The organism is Streptococcus mitis (assembly GCF_946190115.1).
GTDB classification, from domain to species: Bacteria; Bacillota; Bacilli; order Lactobacillales; family Streptococcaceae; genus Streptococcus; species Streptococcus mitis_CO.
The window spans coordinates 72,945-91,761 of sequence record NZ_CAMHZG010000009.1 but is presented as its reverse complement, the minus strand read 5'-3'; the positions used below and the strand labels follow the sequence as shown (position 1 = coordinate 91,761).

Annotated in this window: 14 protein-coding genes and 3 tRNA genes; 10 read left to right on the top strand and 7 right to left on the bottom strand. The window is 35.1% G+C overall.

Features of this window, described 5'->3' with window-relative positions; genetic code table 11:
* Positions 1–77 precede the first annotated feature (77 nt).
* The 4 genes from dnaN to htrA form a co-directional block, all read right to left on the bottom strand.
* Entirely contained in the window at positions 78–1,214 is a 1,137-nt protein-coding gene (gene dnaN / locus N8L90_RS06550; protein ID WP_261024709.1) for a DNA polymerase III subunit beta, read from the bottom strand.
* Positions 1,215–1,372: 158 nt separating this feature from the next.
* Complete coding sequence (gene dnaA / locus N8L90_RS06545; protein ID WP_261024708.1) at positions 1,373–2,734, bottom strand: chromosomal replication initiator protein DnaA; 1,362 nt, start codon at positions 2,732–2,734, stop codon at positions 1,373–1,375.
* Positions 2,735–2,945: 211 nt separating this feature from the next.
* A complete protein-coding gene (locus N8L90_RS06540; RefSeq protein ID WP_261024707.1) occupies positions 2,946–3,704 on the bottom strand; it encodes a ParB/RepB/Spo0J family partition protein in 759 nt (252 codons plus the stop codon).
* Between the two features lie 57 nt (positions 3,705–3,761).
* The gene (htrA, locus tag N8L90_RS06535) at positions 3,762–4,943 is read right to left on the bottom strand and encodes a serine protease HtrA (RefSeq protein WP_224219111.1); all 1,182 of its coding nucleotides are present in this window, start codon (positions 4,941–4,943) and stop codon (positions 3,762–3,764) included.
* Positions 4,944–5,125: 182 nt separating this feature from the next.
* Between htrA and rlmH the strand changes: the two genes are divergently transcribed.
* The 7 genes from rlmH (at position 5,126) to N8L90_RS06500 (ending at position 8,307) form a co-directional block, all read left to right on the top strand.
* On the top strand, positions 5,126–5,605 hold the full coding sequence (rlmH, locus tag N8L90_RS06530; RefSeq protein ID WP_000695940.1) for a 23S rRNA (pseudouridine(1915)-N(3))-methyltransferase RlmH: 480 nt from the start codon (positions 5,126–5,128) through the stop codon (positions 5,603–5,605).
* Between the two features lie 43 nt (positions 5,606–5,648).
* Positions 5,649–5,722, top strand: a tRNA-Arg gene (locus tag N8L90_RS06525).
* Positions 5,723–5,886: 164 nt separating this feature from the next.
* The gene (gene comC / locus N8L90_RS06520; protein ID WP_004248788.1) at positions 5,887–6,018 is read left to right on the top strand and encodes a competence-stimulating peptide ComC; all 132 of its coding nucleotides are present in this window, start codon (positions 5,887–5,889) and stop codon (positions 6,016–6,018) included.
* 12 nt (positions 6,019–6,030) lie between these two features.
* The gene (gene comD, locus N8L90_RS06515; RefSeq protein WP_261024706.1) at positions 6,031–7,356 is read left to right on the top strand and encodes a competence system sensor histidine kinase ComD; all 1,326 of its coding nucleotides are present in this window, start codon (positions 6,031–6,033) and stop codon (positions 7,354–7,356) included.
* A complete protein-coding gene (gene comE, locus N8L90_RS06510) occupies positions 7,353–8,105 on the top strand; it encodes a competence system response regulator transcription factor ComE (RefSeq protein WP_000866069.1) in 753 nt (250 codons plus the stop codon). The genes comD and comE overlap by 4 nt, the downstream gene beginning before the upstream one ends.
* A gap of 51 nt (positions 8,106–8,156) precedes the next feature.
* Positions 8,157–8,228, top strand: a tRNA-Glu gene (locus tag N8L90_RS06505).
* 5 nt (positions 8,229–8,233) lie between these two features.
* A tRNA-Asn gene (locus N8L90_RS06500) sits at positions 8,234–8,307 on the top strand.
* 40 nt (positions 8,308–8,347) lie between these two features.
* On the opposite strand, the gene N8L90_RS06495 is transcribed toward N8L90_RS06500, so the two are convergent.
* Complete coding sequence (locus N8L90_RS06495; RefSeq protein ID WP_261024705.1) at positions 8,348–8,890, bottom strand: TetR/AcrR family transcriptional regulator; 543 nt, start codon at positions 8,888–8,890, stop codon at positions 8,348–8,350.
* 127 nt (positions 8,891–9,017) lie between these two features.
* Here N8L90_RS06495 and N8L90_RS06490 point away from each other — a divergent pair, with 127 nt between their 5' ends.
* Positions 9,018–11,660, top strand: a complete 2,643-nt coding sequence (locus N8L90_RS06490) for a YhgE/Pip domain-containing protein (protein ID WP_261024704.1) — start codon at positions 9,018–9,020, stop codon at positions 11,658–11,660.
* Between the two features lie 28 nt (positions 11,661–11,688).
* Here the strand turns inward: N8L90_RS06490 and N8L90_RS06485 are convergent, their stop codons facing one another.
* Positions 11,689–14,232 carry a YfhO family protein gene (locus N8L90_RS06485; RefSeq protein ID WP_261024703.1) on the bottom strand — a complete coding sequence of 848 codons (2,544 nt, stop codon included), beginning with the start codon at positions 14,230–14,232 and terminating at the stop codon, positions 11,689–11,691.
* Positions 14,233–14,293: 61 nt separating this feature from the next.
* Positions 14,294–15,916, bottom strand: a complete 1,623-nt coding sequence (locus tag N8L90_RS06480; RefSeq protein WP_000958774.1) for an ATP-binding cassette domain-containing protein — start codon at positions 15,914–15,916, stop codon at positions 14,294–14,296.
* A gap of 205 nt (positions 15,917–16,121) precedes the next feature.
* Here N8L90_RS06480 and trpS point away from each other — a divergent pair, with 205 nt between their 5' ends.
* Positions 16,122–17,147 (top strand): tryptophan--tRNA ligase, encoded by a 1,026-nt coding sequence (gene trpS, locus N8L90_RS06475; RefSeq protein WP_261024702.1) that lies wholly within the window; start codon positions 16,122–16,124, stop codon positions 17,145–17,147.
* 151 nt (positions 17,148–17,298) lie between these two features.
* The gene (gene guaB, locus N8L90_RS06470; RefSeq protein ID WP_261024701.1) at positions 17,299–18,777 is read left to right on the top strand and encodes an IMP dehydrogenase; all 1,479 of its coding nucleotides are present in this window, start codon (positions 17,299–17,301) and stop codon (positions 18,775–18,777) included.
* The last annotated feature ends 40 nt before the right edge of the window (positions 18,778–18,817 follow it).

Here is an 18,817-nt window from a genome sequence, read left to right as displayed (position 1 = left end):
CATCAAAAAAGAAAGGACGAAATTTGTCCTTTCTCGAGCTTAGCTTTTCATCAACCCACTACAGTTGACAAAGAGCCTTAATTTGTACGAACTGGTGTAATGAGCTGCATGAAGTCCTCATCAGTGTCTGCTGGCACAAGAGTAAATGGACGAACAGCTGAGATAAAGCTAATGGTCACTTTTTCGCTATTTAAAGCTTTAAGAGAATCAATCAAGTAAGTTGGATTGAAACTAATAGTCAAATCTTCACCAGTCACCTGATCAGTATCGATTTCTTCGTTTACTTTACCAACTTCTGGAGAATGAACATGGGCGCTAACAATACCACCTTTAATTTCAAGCTTCACAGTACCATTTTGAGTCGCACTTGATAAAAGGCGAGCACGCTCCATTGACTGACGTAAGTTTACCACATCAAAAGTAATAGTAGTGTTAAAGTCTGTTGGAATCAAACGATCTGTGTCAGGATAGTTTCCTTCTAACAAACGTGTGTAGAAGCTAATATTTTCGCTTCTAAAGAGGATTTGATTGTTAGCAAAGAAAATCTCTACAGTTTCAATATCATCTGTAAATACCGCTGAAAATTCGCGTAGAGAACGGCTAGGAATTACGACATCAAAATCATCACTATTTTTCTCAAGCGTTAATTTTTTCTGGCTTAGACGATGAGAGTCTGTTGCCACTGTTTTTAGCTCCTTATGCTGACTCAATACAAAATGAACACCTGTTAAAATTGGACGACTTTCTTGTGTACTTGCAGCAAAAGCTGTTTCATTGATAATTTTCTTGAGCAATTTTGTTTCAAGAACCAAAGGAGTGCTTGCTGAAATTTCTTGGATTCGTGGGTATTGTTCGCTATCTTTTCCTTTTAGGGTAATTTCTGATTTTCCACTGGTTAAAACAATTTGATTTTGTTCAATTTCTTTAAAATCAAGAGTCACATCAGGTAGACTAGATACCACATTGATAAAGAAAGAAGCTTCAAGAAGGATCGAACCTAAAGAAGTAATTAATAGACCAGCATCTTCATTTTTTTGAGAAATAAAATTTTCAATTGAAATTTGACCATTTGAACCAATTAAAGTAACACCTTCATTGGTTACGTCAATTTTGACGGTTGATAAAATAGGAATAGCATTTTTAGAACTAATAGCTCTCTTAGTAATATTTAATGATTGTAGAAATAAATTTTTATTAATTGAAAAATGAATCATGGATTCTCCTTTATTTATTTTTAGTATTAGAAGGATAATAGTAATAATAGAGTCTGTGAAATCTGTGGAAAACAGACTTTAAACAAGTCATATCAAGTTTTTTGGCTTGTTTAAAAAATGTGGATAAAAAAGATAATAACGTAAAAGTTATCCACAAGTTATTTAATTTTCTTTTTGATTGATTCAATTTCTAAACGTAAATTATCGTCTTCATCAATCAAAGATTTAATTTTTGCATGGGCATGAATGACTGTTGTATGATCTTTTCCACCAAATTCCTTCCCAATTTTTGGAAGACTATTATCTGTTAGTTCTCTAGATAAATACATGGCTACTTGACGGGCCAAAACGATATTTTGAAGGCGCCTGCTTCCCTTCATTTCTTTGACACTAACACCATAAAAGTTACCAACTTCATTTTGGATTTTATTAATTGGGATGACGAGCATTTGGCTAACATCTTGTTTGCGAGCTCTAATAGCTTCTGCAGCAATATCAATAGTGATATCCTTGATTTTTTTTACTCTGGCAATTAAAGTGATGTCGTTGATGGCTCCCTCAAGATCTCGAACATTTGAATCAAATTGCCCAGCTAGGTATTCTAGAGTATCACTTTGGAAATTGTAGCCTAAATGTTCCGTTTTACTTTGTAAAATGGCAATACGTGTTTCAAAGTCAGGGGGTGTGATAGTTTGTGTCAATCCCCAACTAAAGCGCGTGACAAGCCTCTCCTCGAGACCTTCTAGATGTTTTGGACTTCGATCACTGGTTAGGACAATCTGTTTTTGCTTGTCATGAAGGGCGTTAAAGGTATTGAAAAATTCTTCCTGAGTTGCGACTTTTTTTCCGCTGAGTGACTGGATATCATCGATTAACAAAAGATCAAGACTACGATAGGTTTTTTTAAATTTTTCCATTTCCCCAAGCCTTAAGTGATCAAGAAAGTCATTAATAAAGCTTTCAGCAGGTATGTATTTGACACGCGCATTTGGAATATTTTTTAGAATTTCATTTCCAATAGCGTTTAACAGGTGAGTCTTACCAAGCCCAGGTCCTCCATAGATAAAAAGAGGGTTATAGGTCAGAGCTAAATCTTCAGAGACAGCCAAAGCGGCTGATACTGCCCAAACATTTCCATCCCCTTGAATAAAATTATCAAAAGTATACTTTTCTTTTAACCCAGTATCCGAATAAGGAATAGATGCTAACTTTGGACTATAGTCATAAAGAGTTGAATTTGTAGCTTCTTCAACTTGTGAGATAGTCGTATCTTGAGGTTTAGTGAAAATATAGTGGGGAGTTATTTCAGCATCATAAATTTCAAATCCAGCAACTACAATAATATCTTTTAGTTGTTTTTCCCAGACCATTTCCATTTCAGATCGTGGTAAAAATATAGTGGCAACATTTTCCTCTACCTTGATAAGTTCAGCTTGAATAGCATAGAAATCATACATGGATCGAGTCAGTCTTTCTTGAGCAAATTCTAATATACGATTCCAAAATTGTTTTTCTTTCAATCCTTTCTCCTCCTTTACTATTAAAAGTTTAATACTAGACCTATTTTACCATAGAGAACAAGAATTTTCCACAAGCTGTGAAAAATAATCCACAATGTTACCAAGTTTTATCCACAAGTTGGGGATAAAATCAGAAACTATTGATTTATTAAGCTTTTTATTGAAAAAAATAGTGGATAACCTTGTGAGATAAAAAAATAAAAGAACAGCCTTATTTCAGGCTGTTGATAATTCTACTGTATTCTTCTTGATTTGAAAAAGAAATAATGATTTTTCCACTATCTTTTTTAGACAGTTTAATCTCTACATCTAATCCGAGTAGTTTTTTTAACTGTTCTTCTTCATTTTGTATGAAATGATCATTTTTTTGCAGTTTCTTTTGTTTTTTCTCTGTCAGAAGAGCTTCTAACTTCCTTACAGAAATGTCTTCTTCTATAATTCGTTGAAAGAAATAGTCTTGTTGTTCCTTATTCAACCCAACTAGAGAACGCGCATGGGCTTGTGATAGTTTGCCATTTTCTACTTCTGAGAGGATAGCATCTGGTAAGGAAAGCAAACGAATGGAGTTGCTGATATATGGACGAGACTTGCCCATTTTATCTGCAATTTCAGCATGGGTAAATCCTTTCTCTACAAGAGATTCATAGGCGCGTGCTTCTTCTATTGGATTTAAATTTTCTCTTTGCAAATTTTCAATGATGGACTGGACCATCATCTCTTGATCTGAAAGCTGTTTAACAACAGCTGGGATAGACCTTAGACCAGCTAAAAGTGAAGCCCGATAGCGTCTCTCTCCTGCAAGGATTTCATAACCAATAACAGGAGATTGACGAACAATAATCGGTTGAATGACCCCATTTTCTTTGATAGACTGTGCTAGTTCATGTAGTTTTTCTCCATCAAATTCTTTTCGAGGTTGATAGGGATTTTTTTGTATATCTGTAATAGAAATCATTTCAAATTTTTCCATGATTCTACACTAACACATCTTTTCTCTTATGTAAAGCTTTCTTTACATAGATGTCAATTAAGATTCTAAATCACCTGAACTCTTGTCAAGTTTAATAGATGTAGTTTCTTCTTTACCGTTACGATAGTAAGTTATTTTAATGGTGTCTCCGATAGAATGATTGTAAAGAGCACTTTGTAAGTCTGTTGATGAAGCAATGTCTTTGTCATCTACTTTTGTAATAACATCGTATTTTTCAAGGTGACCATTGGCAGGCATATTACTTTGCACAGAACGAACAACTACACCAGATGTTACATTGCTTGGAATATTCAGTCTTCTAATATCACTTGTATTAATATTTGAGAGATTGACCATTTGGATGCCCAAAGCTGGACGAGTCACTTTTCCGTTCTTTTCTAACTGTTCAATAATATTGATAGCATCATTTGCAGGAATTGCGAAACCAAGTCCTTCTACAGATGTGCCTCCATTTGTGGCAATTTTACTTGAGGTAATTCCGATAACTTGTCCTTGAATATTGATTAGTGGGCCACCAGAGTTACCTGGGTTAATAGCAGTATCAGTTTGGATGGCTTTTGTAGAAATGGCTTGTCCATCTTCAGATTTTAAAGATACATTTCGATTGAGACTAGATACAATACCCTGAGTGACAGTATTAGCATATTCAGAACCTAACGGGCTACCGATGGCAATGGCAGTTTCTCCTACGGTTAACTTGCTAGAATCACCAAACTCAGCTACTGTTGTCACTTTTTCTGAAGATATTTTGACGACAGCAATATCAGAGAAAGTATCAGCTCCGACAATTTCTCCAGGTACTTTAGTTCCATCTGACAAACGAATATCTACTTTGCTGGCGCCATTTATAACGTGATTATTGGTGACAATGTAAGCTTCTTTGTCATTCTTTTTATAAATAACCCCAGATCCTTCACTAGAGATTTGCTGAGAATCTGTGTCAGTATCATCATTACCAAATACGCTATTTTGTCTGTTTGCTGAATAAGTAATAACTGAAACAACAGCATCTTTTACTTTGTTAACAGCCTGTGTTGTTGAATTTTCGTTCTTATAGGCAGTCTGTGTGATAGTGCTATTGTTGTTGGAGTTGCTTACCCCACTTTTTTGAGTTAGTTGGTTTATTGAAAAACTACCCAAGGCTCCACTAAAAAAGCTAATGACGATAACGACTAATAATTGAAACCCTTTTTTGTAAAATGTTTTTAAATGTTTCATATTTGCCTCCATATTTTTGAATTACTGAAAGTATAAACTGACTAGCTTAATTATAACTTAAACATAAAAGTTTTTCACAGATTGTGGATAACTTTTAAAAATCTGTGATTTTCTAGGTGAAATTTAACCTTTTGTTTTGTGAATAAGGTGTGAAAAAATAGAGAATATGTTAGAATAGAGTCATGAAAATTAAAGTTGTAACAGTTGGGAAACTGAAAGAAAAGTATTTAAAAGATGGTATTGCAGAGTATTCAAAACGAATTTCTCGATTTGCTAAGCTTAAAATGATTGAGTTAGCAGATGAAAAAACACCAGATAGGGCCAGTGAGTCAGAAAATCAAAAGATTTTAGAAATAGAAGGTCAGAGAATTTTATCAAAAGTTGGTGATCGTGATTTTGTTATTGTGTTAGCCATTGAGGGGAAAACACTTTCTTCAGAAGAATTTAGTAAGCGGTTAGAAGAAGCTTCTATAAAAGGATTTTCTACTCTTACCTTTATCATTGGAGGGAGTCTGGGGTTAGCACAGGATGTAAAAAAGAGAGCCAATCTTTCTGTCAGTTTTGGTCGTCTAACCTTGCCCCATCAGTTAATGAGACTAGTTCTTGTTGAACAAATCTATCGCTCTTTTACGATTCAGCAGGGATCCCCCTATCATAAATAGAAAATTGACTTTTAATTGAATTTTTGGTAGAATAATTGTGTTAGGTCTCATAGCTCAGCTGGATAGAGCATTCGCCTTCTAAGCGAACGGTCGCAGGTTCGAATCCTGCTGGGATCAATATAGTAGCAAAGCTGGGAATTTTCCCGGCTTTTTTCTTAAAAAAGTACACTTTGGGAGAAAAAAATGACAGTTGAGAGAATTTTATCTAAAACGAAATTCCATTTTGTATAATAGTTTTTGTAAGTTAGCTTACAAGAAAAAACATTTTAGGAGATTTTATTATGAAAAACACAGTTAAATTGGAACAGTTTGTAGCCTTGAAGGAAAAAGACTTGCAAAAGATTAAAGGTGGGGAGATGAGGAAAATGAATGAAAAGTCCTTTAATTTCTTTAATATCTTTAGAAGAAGATAAAGGAGTAGCAGAATGGATTTTTTCTTATTAGTAGATTTGATATTATATTTTTTAATTATTAGTCATAGTTACCGTTTAATTTGTAAAGGTCAAATAAATAGAAAAGAATTCTTCGTTTTTGGTGCTTATACATTACTAACAGACATAGTATTTGATTTTCCCTTCTATCTTCTAAATTTAGATGGGTTAGGGATTGAAACATTTTTATTTCCTTTATTCTTATATTCTTATTTTCGATGGATGAAACAGTATGAGAGGGATAGAGGACTATTTCTAAGTTTACTACTATCTCTTTTATATGAGAGCACTCATAACTTTTTGTCCGTAACTTTCTCCTCTATAACAGGAGACAATTTTGTTTTACAATATTATTACCTATTCTTTTCCGTTGTAACGGTGTTGACTTATGTTGTTATCTTAAAAATCATTCATTATTTCCATTTGGAACTAGCCTATTTTGACAAGGACTACCTTTATCCTTTCTTGAAAAAAGTATTTTTTGCCTTACTACTGCTCCATATTGTATCTTTCGTTTCAAATATGGTAAGTACGATTAAACATTTGAATAGTTTTGGAAGTATTTTATCATCTATCGTCTTTATTTCTCTCCTTTTAACCTTCTTTGCAATGAATTCGCATAAAGTTCAAATAGAGAAAGAGATTGCTTTGAAGCAGAAGAAATTTGAACAGAAACATTTACAAAACTACACAGATGAAATTGTCGGTCTGTATAATGAAATCCGTGGTTTTCGACATGACTATGCTGGGATGCTTGTCAGCATGCATATGGCAATTGACAGTGGTGATTTACAGGAAATTGACAGAGTTTACAACGAAGTTTTGGTTAAAGCCAATCACAAACTGCGCTCAGATAAGTACACTTACTTTGATTTGAACAACATAGAAGATTCAGCTTTACGAAGTTTGGTTGCTCAGTCAATTATCTATGCTAGAAATAATGGTGTAGAGTTTACACTGGAAGTAAAAGATACGATTACCAAGCTCCCAATCGAACTATTGGATTTAGTGCGTATCATGAGCATTTTATTGAACAATGCTGTCGAAGGATCGGCTGATAGTTATAAAAAGCAGATGGAAGTAGCAGTTATTAAGATGGAAACTGAAACAGTGATTGTGATTCAGAATTCATGTAAAATGACGATGACTCCTTCAGGAGATCTATTTGCTTTAGGATTCTCCACTAAGGGAAGGAATCGCGGAGTTGGATTAAATAATGTGAAAGAGCTACTGGATAAGTACAACAACATTATTTTAGAAACAGAGATGGAAGGCAGTACATTTAGACAAATCATTAGATTTAAGAGGGAATTTGAATGAAAGTTTTAATTTTAGAAGATGTTATTGAACATCAAGTGAGACTAGAGAGAATATTGGATGAAATTTCGAAAGAATCGAATATTCCAATATCATACAAGACAACGGGAAAAGTCCGTGAATTTGAAGAATACATTGAAAACGATGAAGTAAATCAGCTTTACTTCCTAGATATTGATATTCATGGAATTGAGAAAAAGGGATTTGAAGTGGCTCAGCTCATTCGTCATTACAATCCTTACGCTATTATCGTCTTTATCACCAGTCGATCAGAGTTTGCGACTTTAACCTATAAATACCAGGTATCAGCCCTAGATTTTGTTGATAAGGATATCAATGATGAGATGTTCAAGAAGAGAATTGAGCAAAATATTTTCTACACGAAGAGTATGTTACTTGAAAATGAAGATGTGGTGGATTATTTTGACTACAATTACAAGGGAAATGATTTAAAAATCCCTTACCATGATATTTTGTATATTGAAACGACAGGGGTCTCTCATAAATTGCGCATTATTGGTAAGAATTTTGCAAAAGAGTTCTATGGAACAATGACAGATATTCAGGAAAAGGACAAACATACTCAGCGATTTTATTCTCCTCATAAGTCATTTTTGGTAAATATAGGCAATATTAGAGAAATTGACCGAAAGAATCTAGAAGTTGTTTTCTATGAAGATCATCGCTGTCCTATTTCAAGGTTAAAAATTAGAAAATTGAAAGATATTTTAGAGAAAAAATCTCAAAAGTGATTGACAATTAGTAAGAAATTGATATAATGGTTATATCTGCTACAGATAGAAGGTCCGTTGGTCAAGGGGTTAAGACACCGCCTTTTCACGGCGGTAACACGGGTTCGAATCCCGTACGGACTATTTTATCCGCCATAGCTCAGTTGGTAGTAGCGCATGACTGTTAATCATGATGTCGTAGGTTCGAGTCCTACTGGCGGAGTATAGATAAAAGGGAACACAGTTGTGTTCCTCTTTTTGTATCAATTTGTATCACCAAGCATCTTCATAAGGAAGTCTGTTATTTCTTGAGGACTTTCTTTTTTTCCGTGTGCAATCCAAGTTTGGCAGACACCAAAAAGTGCATGAGTTAGATAGATGCTACTATATTCTAATTCAGTGGTATTGAGATTTAGTTGCATAAATCGCTTTTGTAAATCTGTGCTGAGCATGATATGAAGTTTATTTCGTAAGAAATTTTGAATTTCTTTAGTCCCATTTTCAGAAAGAAGGGCAGTCAGAAGTGGTTCTGACTCTAGATATTCAAATACTTCTAAAATAGCATCTCTTTTGTGATGAGCATGTTTTTGAAAAATATATTCAAATGTATGAAAGAGCTTGCTTTGATAGTGCTCGATCATATCATACTTATCCTTATAGTGCGTATAGAAGCTGGAACGACTAATTCCGGCTTTTTCTGCTAACTTGACAGTAGAAATTTGATCAAATGGTTGTTCCATCAGTAATTGTACCATAGCATTTTCAATAGTTCGCTTTGTTTTTAAGCGTTTGTTACTTTCTTGCATATTTCCTCCTTGTAAACAAATTAGACTATGTGTCTAAAAATGGATTTTTTATCTTGTAATTTAGATTTTTTATTGTATAATCTATTATATCAAAATTTTAGACAATATGTTTAAGAAAGGAGAAACTATGTTTAAAGAATGGAAAGCAATTTTTAAAAAACCAACCTTTATTATTGTCATGATAGGGATTTCTCTTATTCCAGCTCTGTACAATATCATATTTTTGTCCTCAATGTGGGATCCATATGGGCAATTGTCTGACTTACCTGTGGCAGTTGTTAATAATGATAAAGAGGCTTCCTATAATGGTAATAGCATGTCTATAGGAAAAGACATGGTGTCCAATTTAAAAGAAAATAAAACCTTGGATTTTCATTTCGTGGATGAAGATGAAGGAAAGAAGGGATTGGAAGATGGCGATTACTATATGGTAGTGACTTTACCCAGTGATTTATCTGAAAAAGCAGCTTCTATTTTAACGGATCATCCAGAGCAAATGCAAATTGATTATCAGACTTCAAGTGGTCATAGCTTTATTGCCAGCAAGATGAGCGATTCTGCGATGACACAATTGAAGCAGAATGTTTCTACCAATGTAACTGAGACCTATACTAAAGCTTTATTTAACAAGATGGTCGAATTAAAAGATGGTATGAGTCAAGCAGCTTCTGGTAGTGAAAAATTAACTGATGGAGCGAATCAATTAGTGACAGGAAGTCAAACATTAACTACCAACCTGCACTCTTTAGCAGATTCAAGTTTAACATTTTCAAATGGAACGGAGCAGTTTACTAAAGGATTATCTGCTTATGTTTCTGGTGTCGAACAACTTCATCTTGGCTTAGGAAATTTTAATAGTGGTTTAGTTACATATACTGGTGCAGTGAGTCAATTAGATAGCGGATTAGATCAATTATCTTCTAAAAATCCTGAATTAGTAAGAGGAATCAATCAGTTATATACTGGTGTAGAGTCCTATACTGGCGGTGTTTCTCAGCTTAATGCTGGTCTTAATCAATTTTCATCTGGTGTTAGTGCCTACACCAAGGGAGTGGGAAGTCTTACAACAGGTGCTAATCAGTTATCCAATCAATCAGCTACACTTCGAATGGGGGTGGAGCAATTAAGTGAAGGGATTCAACAACTTTCTAGCAAGTTAGATGCTTCGTCTGGGAAAAAAGATCAAATTAATCAATTATCTTCAGGTCTAAATCAGTTAAATAAAGCTATTCAAAATATTGATGTTGGAGATACAAAACAATTAGATTCTGTTTTATCAAGTATAGCATCTCTTTCTAATCAAATGTTAGCAAGTGCTCAGTCTGAAAAAACAACTACATTAGCCAATATTCAATCGACAGCAGCTTATCAATCATTGACAAGTGAGCAACAAGCTGAGATAAGAGCTTCTGTATCTCAAAATTCAACTGATAGTATTCAATCGGCTCAGTCAATTGTAGCTTTAGTTAAAGGTTTACAGGGAAGTTTAGAAAACTTACAAAATCAATCATCTAATCTTTCGATTTTAAAAAATCAAGCTAATCAAGTATTACCGCTTGCTTCTACTTCTTTGACAGGATTGTCAAGTGGATTAACAGAGATACAAGGAGCTGTTACTAGCAAATTAGTTCCTGCCAGTCAGTCGATTGCATCAGGTGTAAACGTATATACTACAGGTGTTGATAAAGTTTCTCAAGGCGCAAGTCAACTAAGTGAAAAGAATTCCACCTTGACAGGTAGTTTGGATCAACTAGTTTCAGGCTCAACTACCTTGACACAAAAATCTTCTAACTTGACAGCAGGAGTTGGTCAATTAGTTGAAAAAACTCCAGAATTAGTGTCTGGTATTGAAAAATTATCAACTGGCTCTAACCAATTGAATAACAAGAGTCAAGAATTGATAGCAGGAGTTGATAAATTGCAGTCAGGATCTAGCCAACTAGCTGACAAATCCAGTCAGTTAATTTCAGGTGCTTCTCAATTAGAAAGTGGAGCTAATAAATTGGCAGATGGAGCTGGGAAACTAGCAGAAGGTGGAACAAAGTTAACTTCTGGATTGGAAGGTTTACAGACAGGAGTTGCTTCTTTGGGACAAGGATTAGGTAATGCTAGTGATCAACTCAAGTCAGCATCAACAGAATCTAAAAATGCAGAGATTTTGTCAAATCCTCTCAGTATCTCCAAAACTGACAATGACCAAGTTCCTGTAAATGGAATTGCAATGGCTCCTTATATGATATCAGTTGCTCTTTTTGTTGCAGCAATATCAACGAATATGATCTTTGCGAAGCTACCTTCAGGACGTCATCCAGAGAGCCGTTGGTCTTGGTTGAAATCTAGAGCTGAAATAAATGGTATTATAGCTGTTTTGGCAGGAATTTTGGTATATGGAGGAGTTCATCTTATTGGTCTAACTGCAAATCATGAGATGAGAACATTTATCCTCATTATCCTAACAAGTTTAGTATTCATGTCCATGGTGACCGCTTTAACAACATGGAATAGCCGTATAGGAGCTTTCTTTTCTCTTATTTTGCTTTTATTACAGTTAGCATCAAGTGCAGGTACTTACCCACTTGCTTTGACAAATGATTTCTTTAGAGCCATTAATCCTTGGTTACCAATGAGTTATTCAGTTTCGGGATTACGACAAACAATCTCTATGACAGGAAATATTCATCATCAAGTCATTTTACTTGTTATGATATTAGCTCTATTTACTGGTTTAGGTATGCTAGCCTATCAACCTAAGAAAATGGAAGAAGATTAAAAAATCGACCGATTAACTGGTCGATTTTTTATGCCTTAGATGACTTTCGTTTGTAATTATAGATTCCAAATAGTAAGAGAGAAGTAAAGGAACAGATTGCTCCAGTAATAAAACCATTGGGAATGAAGGAAAGTGTAATAGTTTCTTTCCCCTTAGGAACGTCAACTTTCATAAAGCCAGTTTGAGCTTGTTTCATTTCTATTTTCTTACCATCTTGGTAGGCAGACCAACCTTTGTCATAAGGAATGGTGAAGAAAATAGACGTATCTTGTTGTACATCATATGTAGCAAAAACCTTGTTTTTAGAAGTTGATACTGTGACAGGTTGTTCTTTAATTTTTTGAATTGCCTCGGTAAAAGTTTTGGTATCTAAACGATAGAAGGTAGGAGGTTCAAATGATACCTGTGAATTTCCAGGGAAACTAACATTAATATTGAAAGTTTTTTTCTCTTTAGTATAGCCTAGATTAAAGAAGGAGAAGACATTATCAGTTGTAAAAGTTTTCTTTTCCCCATTTACAAGGATGTCAACCTTTTTTTGTTTGTCATTAGAAAAGTGAAGGTTTGTGAAAGAAAAATAAACTTGACTGTTTTCTGGCACTTCAATTTGATACTGGATTTCTGCATCCTCATTTGAAGAACTTGTAACACTAATCAAATCATTAGTATTTTCTGTTTTGTCATAAGGGATTGGAGAAAAATAATCAAAATCGACGTTAGCAAGTTGATTTAAAAACGAGGCTTGATTATCCAAAGTGTGTTCATTGAACTTGACATCATTGTAAACAGATTGACTAGCAAATGCAATCGGAAGAGAGTATTGATTTTCATATAGGGTAAGATTATCTTTTTGATAGATATCTTTAAAACCATACTTATCAATAGGACTGTCTGAGATATTGTACTGGATACCAAATAAACTATCAGCCAAAATACTATTATTTGCATAGCGGAGATTGAGATTAGTCCCAGAGGATTTAAACCCAAGTTTATCCAAAGTAGAGCTTGCTGAACGATTTCGAACAGATGAAAATTGAGAGATTCCATTGTAGTTGAATTTCATACTGTCATTTCCTGTCTGAGTTTGTAGTTTTTCAGTACGAGTAAATTGATTTCCAATATATGTTGAGAAAGATTCCATAGCTGGGATATCTCGATTATATGAACTTCGAGAAGCAAAACCCCATTCTTTAGCAATTCCGTCTATTTGAGATGAAGCATTTAAACTCATTTCAACCATTATAAATAAAGAGATTAGAATGGCAAATAGATTTACAGAGATAAATTTTTTGATAACTGCAAGGAGTAAAAGAGAATAGACAACTAAAAATTCAAGAGTAAGCAGAATATTCAAATCTGTTAAAAAAGAATAATGTGATTTTAGATAGATGGTAGCTAAAAATCCTGCTACTACAAGAAAAAGCGAAACTAAAAAATTCCATACTTTAAGTTCTTTCAGACGATTTAAGACTTCTGCTGCTGTGTAAATTAACAAGGTGGAGAAAATCCAAGCATAGCGATGTAAAAACATGTTTGGAGTATGCATGCCTTGCCAAAATAAATCAAGAGCTTCAATATAAAAGCTTGCAATTAGAAATGCAAAGAAGATTGCATAGATAAGTTTCACGTGAAACTTAATAGATTTCAGCGTAAAAAATAAAATGGTCAAAATAAAGGGAAGTAGTCCAACAAAAATCATTGGGATGGCCCCATACTTTGTTGTGTCAAAGGAACCAATGAATTGTTTAGCAAAGAGATCAAGATACCAGCTACTTTCAGTTTGAAACTTTGTAATTTCAGTTAATTTTTCCCCATGTGTCTGTAAATCAAATAGAGTAGGCAGAGTCAGAATCAAACTAGCCATACCAGCTAAAACGGAGGTGATTATGAAATCAAGAAAAGATGGTTTTCGAGTTTTAAAGTCCCAAGAAATTTGACAGAGATACCAGAAAATAAGAAACAATACTGTCATATAGCCAAAATAATAATTTTGGATAAATAAGATTGACAGACTTGTAAAGTACAAAAGGAGTTTCTTTTCAGTTATAAGTAGGTGTAAACCAGTGATAATTAAAGGAATCAAGATAAAAACATCTAGCCAGGTTTTTATCTCTAATTGACTGACAGAGAAACTCATCAGAGCATAGGAACTAGATAAAGCTAGTTTTAAAGGCTTAGGAATCGATTGAAATAATTTGTTTAAACTAAAATAAGTTGACAGACCAATCAATCCAAATTTTAAGAGAGTTGTCAGATAGACAGCATCTGGCATATTCGTTAGATTAAAAAAGTAAACCAGAGGTGAAAGGAAACTTCCCAAGTAATAACTAGATAGGGCATAGAAATTTAATCCGAGGCCACTTGTAAAGGTGTAAAACAAACTACCATTTCCATGTAGGATATTTCTTAGAGCTATATCAAAAATAACGTATTGATGAAAGCCATCTCCTAATAGAGGAGAGTTGTCGCTATTCCAGTAGATACCTTGAGATAGATATACTCCTATCATAATGATTATGGGAATGATGAAAGAAACAAAATAGGTCCAATATGTTTTAAAAAATAATTTCATGTTACCTCATAAAATGTTAGAAAACTCAGCTGGTTAACCCAACTGAGTTTTGAAGTTTTATTTAGTCTTTCCAAAGTTCTTTAACTTTTGCTTGTACTTCTGCATTTTCTAGGAATTCATCATAGGTTTCATCGATACGGTCAATGACGCCATTTTTAGACAAGACAATGATATGGTTAGCTAGAGTTTGAATAAACTCGTGGTCATGGCTGGCAAAGATGATTGATTCTTTAAAGTTTTTCAATCCATCATTCAAGCTTGAGATAGATTCCAAGTCCAAGTGATTTGTTGGATCATCGAGGACAAGGACATTTGATTTTAATAGCATGAGTTTTGAAAGCATGACACGAACTTTTTCTCCCCCTGACAAGACGTTGACAGGTTTGTTAACCTCATCTCCAGAGAAGAGCATACGGCCAAGGAAACCGCGTAGGAAAGTATTGTCATCTTCTTCTTTACTTGCGAATTGACGCAACCAGTCAAGGATTGACTCTCCTCCTGCAAAATCTGCTGAGTTATCTTTTGGCAAGTAAGAACGGCTAGTAGTTACTCCCCACTTGACAGTTCCTTCATAGTCAATGTCTCCCATGATTGCACGAATTAATGCAGTCGTTTGGATGTCATTTTGTCCAATAAGCGCTGTCTTATCACCTGGACGCAAGATAAAGCTGATATTATCTAAAATAGTCTCACCATCAATCTTTACAGTTAGATTTTCTACTGTCAAGAGATCATTACCAATCTCACGTTCCGCTTTAAAGTTGATAAATGGATATTTACGACTAGATGGTACAATTTCTTCAAGTTCAATCTTATCAAGCATTTTCTTACGTGATGTTGCTTGTCTTGATTTGGAAGCATTAGCAGAGAAACGAGCAACGAATTCTTGCAATTGCTTAATTTTTTCTTCTGCTTTGGCATTACGGTCTGCTAGCAATTTAGCAGCGAGTTCAGAAGATTCCTTCCAGAAATCATAGTTTCCGACATAGAGTTTGATTTTTCCGAAGTCAAGGTCGGCCATGTGAGTACATACTTTGTTTAAGAAGTGACGGTCGTGGGATACTACGATAACGGTGTTATCAAAATCAATCAAGAAGTCTTCTAGCCATGTAATTGATTGGATATCCAAACCATTGGTAGGCTCGTCCAAAAGAAGAACATCTGGTTTACCAAAAAGTGCTTTGGCGAGGAGAACCTTTACTTTTTCACCGTTGGCCAATTCGCTCATGTTTTGATAGTGCAATTCTTCTGGGATATTTAGGTTTTGAAGTAGTTGAGAGGCTTCACTTTCTGCTTCCCAGCCCCCAAGCTCGGCAAACTCTCCTTCGAGTTCGGCAGCACGCACTCCATCCTCGTCTGAGAAATCTTCCTTCATGTAGATGGCATCTTTCTCTTTCATGATGCTATAAAGTTTTTCATTTCCCATGATAACAACATCAATGGCACGTTCATCTTCATAGTCAAAGTGATTTTGACGAAGAACAGAGAGACGTTCATCTGGACCAAGAGAGATGTGACCAGTAGTAGGTTCGATATCTCCAGCTAAAATTTTTAAAAAGGTTGATTTTCCGGCACCATTAGCACCGATTAATCCATAAGTATTTCCTTCTGTAAATTTGATATTGACATCATCAAAAAGTTTGCGATCACTAAAACGTAGTGAAACATCAGATACTGTAAGCAATATTTTTCTCCTATATGTGTAATATATTTATTCTACTAGAAAATACGGAAATATTCAAATTTTTATCTGTCAATTTTATGTAAATTACATTTACAGTATACTTTACACGAATCCGTAAATAGCAAGACTGATTTATTTTGATAAATTACGGTTATTTCATTAAAAAAATGCTATAATTGAAGGGACTATATCGAAGGAGAATAAAATGATTAAACCCATTATTTTAACAGGAGACCGTCCAACAGGGAAATTGCATATTGGACATTATGTTGGAAGTCTCAAAAATCGAGTTTTATTACAGGAAGAGGATAAGTATGATATGTTTGTGTTCTTGGCTGACCAACAAGCTTTGACAGATCATGCTAAAGATCCTCAAACCATTGTAGAGTCTATCGGAAATGTTGCTTTGGATTATCTTGCAGTTGGATTGGATCCAAGTAAATCAACTATCTTTATTCAAAGCCAGATTCCAGAGTTGGCTGAGTTGTCTATGTATTATATGAATCTGGTTTCATTAGCACGTTTGGAGCGCAATCCAACTGTCAAGACAGAAATTGCTCAGAAAGGATTTGGAGAAAGTATTCCGACAGGATTCTTGGTCTATCCAATAGCTCAAGCAGCTGACATCACAGCTTTCAAGGCCAATTATGTTCCTGTTGGGACAGATCAGAAACCAATGATTGAGCAAACTCGTGAGATTGTTCGTTCTTTTAACAATGCATATAATTGTGATGTCTTGGTGGAACCGGAAGGTATTTATCCAGAAAATGAGAGAGCAGGGCGTTTACCTGGTTTAGATGGAAATGCTAAAATGTCTAAATCACTCAATAACGGTATTTATTTAGCTGATGATGCGGATACTTTGCGTAAAAAAGTGATGAGTATGTATACAGATCCAGATCATATCCGCGTTGAGGATCCAGGTAAAATTGAAGGAAATATGGTTTTCCATTATCTAGATGTTTTTGGTCGTCCAGAAGATACTCAAGAAATTGCTGACATGAAAGAACATTATCAACGAGGTGGTCTTGGTGATGTGAAGACCAAGCGTTATCTACTTGAAATATTAGAACGTGAACTTGGTCCTATTCGTGAGCGCCGTATTGAATTTGCTAAGGATATGGGAGAAGTTTATAATATGCTTCAAAAAGGTAGTGAAAGAGCGCGTGAAGTTGCAGGTCAAACCCTATCTGAGGTTAAAGGAGCAATGGGACTTCATTACTTTAACTAAGTTTATTTTACAAGAAACTATCATTTCTATCTCGAAGAAAAGATAGTTTTTTATTTACCCCTGTAACATTTGACAAATTTTTATAGAATGGTATGATAGATACAATATAAAAAGAGTCAAGCTCAAAAAGAAAGAAAAGAGGAAACTTCGAATGTCTAATTGGGACACTAAATTTTTGAAAAAAGGTTTTACCTTTGATGATGTATTGCTTATTCCAGCTGAAAGTCATGTGTTGCCTAACGATGCAGATTTAACAACTAAATTGGCAGATAATCTGACTTTAAATATCCCAATTATTACCGCTGCCATGGACACAGTTACAGAGAGTCAAATGGCCATTGCTATTGCTCGTGCAGGCGGTCTCGGAGTTATCCATAAAAACATGTCAATTGCTCAACAAGCAGACGAGGTTCGTAAGGTAAAACGTTCTGAAAATGGAGTTATTATTGATCCGTTCTTTTTGACACCTGAACATACAATTGCTGAAGCAGATGAGCTTATGGGTCGTTACCGCATTAGTGGTGTTCCAGTTGTTGAAACACTTGAAAATCGTAAATTGGTTGGTATTTTGACAAACCGAGATCTTCGTTTTATTTCAGACTATAACCAACCAATCTCAAACCATATGACTAGTGAAAATCTTGTTACTGCTCCTGTGGGTACAGATCTTGCAACAGCTGAGAGTATTCTTCAAGAACACCGTATTGAAAAACTTCCGTTGGTAGATGAAGAAGGCCGTCTTTCTGGTTTGATTACTATCAAAGATATTGAAAAAGTTATTGAGTTCCCAAATGCTGCTAAAGATGACTTTGGTCGTCTTCTAGTTGCAGGTGCAGTAGGTGTTACTTCAGATACTTTTGAACGTGCAGAAGCTCTTTTTGAGGCAGGAGCGGATGCGATTGTTATTGATACTGCGCATGGTCATTCTGCAGGTGTCTTGCGTAAAATTGCTGAGATTCGTTCTCATTTCCCAGATCGTACTTTGATTGCTGGAAATATTGCTACTGCTGAAGGTGCACGTGCCCTTTATGAAGCAGGTGTAGACGTTGTCAAGGTTGGTATTGGGCCAGGTTCAATCTGTACAACTCGTGTGATTGCTGGTGTCGGTGTTCCGCAAGTAACAGCTATCTATGATGCTGCAGCTGTTGCGCGTGAATATGGTAAAACGATCATTGCTGACGGTGGAATCAAGTATTCTGGAGATATTGTAAAAGCCCTTGCTGCAGGTGGAAATGCAGTTATGCTTGGATCAATGTTTGCTGGAACTGATGAAGCTCCAGGCGAAACTGAAATCTTCCAAGGACGTAAGTTTAAGACTTACCGTGGTATGGGATCAATTGCTGCTATGAAGAAAGGTTCAAGCGATCGTTACTTCCAAGGTTCTGTCAATGAAGCAAACAAGCTCGTTCCAGAAGGAATTGAAGGTCGTGTTGCTTATAAAGGAGCGGCAGCTGATATTGTTTTCCAAATGATTGGCGGTATTCGCTCTGGTATGGGTTACTGTGGTGCAGCTAACCTTAAAGAACTACACGATAATGCTCAATTTATTGAAATGTCTGGTGCTGGTTTGAAAGAAAGCCATCCTCATGATGTACAAATTACTAATGAGGCACCAAATTATTCTATGTAAAAAAACATTGTAAAAGAACTCCAGTAAAAACAGGAGTTCT

What these genes read in the sequence shown, in the direction of transcription:
- rlmH (WP_000695940.1), top strand. Translation starts at nt 5,126, where the DNA reads ATGAAAATTAAAGTTGTAACAGTTGGGAAACTGAAAGAAAAGTATTTA.
- N8L90_RS06485 (WP_261024703.1), bottom strand. Translation starts at nt 14,232, where the DNA reads ATGAAATTATTTTTTAAAACATATTGGACCTATTTTGTTTCTTTCATC.
- N8L90_RS06495 (WP_261024705.1), bottom strand. Translation starts at nt 8,890, where the DNA reads ATGCAAGAAAGTAACAAACGCTTAAAAACAAAGCGAACTATTGAAAAT.
- comD (WP_261024706.1), top strand. Translation starts at nt 6,031, where the DNA reads ATGGATTTTTTCTTATTAGTAGATTTGATATTATATTTTTTAATTATT.
- comC (WP_004248788.1), top strand. Translation starts at nt 5,887, where the DNA reads ATGAAAAACACAGTTAAATTGGAACAGTTTGTAGCCTTGAAGGAAAAA.
- N8L90_RS06540 (WP_261024707.1), bottom strand. Translation starts at nt 3,704, where the DNA reads ATGGAAAAATTTGAAATGATTTCTATTACAGATATACAAAAAAATCCC.
- htrA (WP_224219111.1), bottom strand. Translation starts at nt 4,943, where the DNA reads ATGAAACATTTAAAAACATTTTACAAAAAAGGGTTTCAATTATTAGTC.
- guaB (WP_261024701.1), top strand. Translation starts at nt 17,299, where the DNA reads ATGTCTAATTGGGACACTAAATTTTTGAAAAAAGGTTTTACCTTTGAT.
- trpS (WP_261024702.1), top strand. Translation starts at nt 16,122, where the DNA reads ATGATTAAACCCATTATTTTAACAGGAGACCGTCCAACAGGGAAATTG.
- dnaN (WP_261024709.1), bottom strand. Translation starts at nt 1,214, where the DNA reads ATGATTCATTTTTCAATTAATAAAAATTTATTTCTACAATCATTAAAT.
- comE (WP_000866069.1), top strand. Translation starts at nt 7,353, where the DNA reads ATGAAAGTTTTAATTTTAGAAGATGTTATTGAACATCAAGTGAGACTA.
- N8L90_RS06490 (WP_261024704.1), top strand. Translation starts at nt 9,018, where the DNA reads ATGTTTAAAGAATGGAAAGCAATTTTTAAAAAACCAACCTTTATTATT.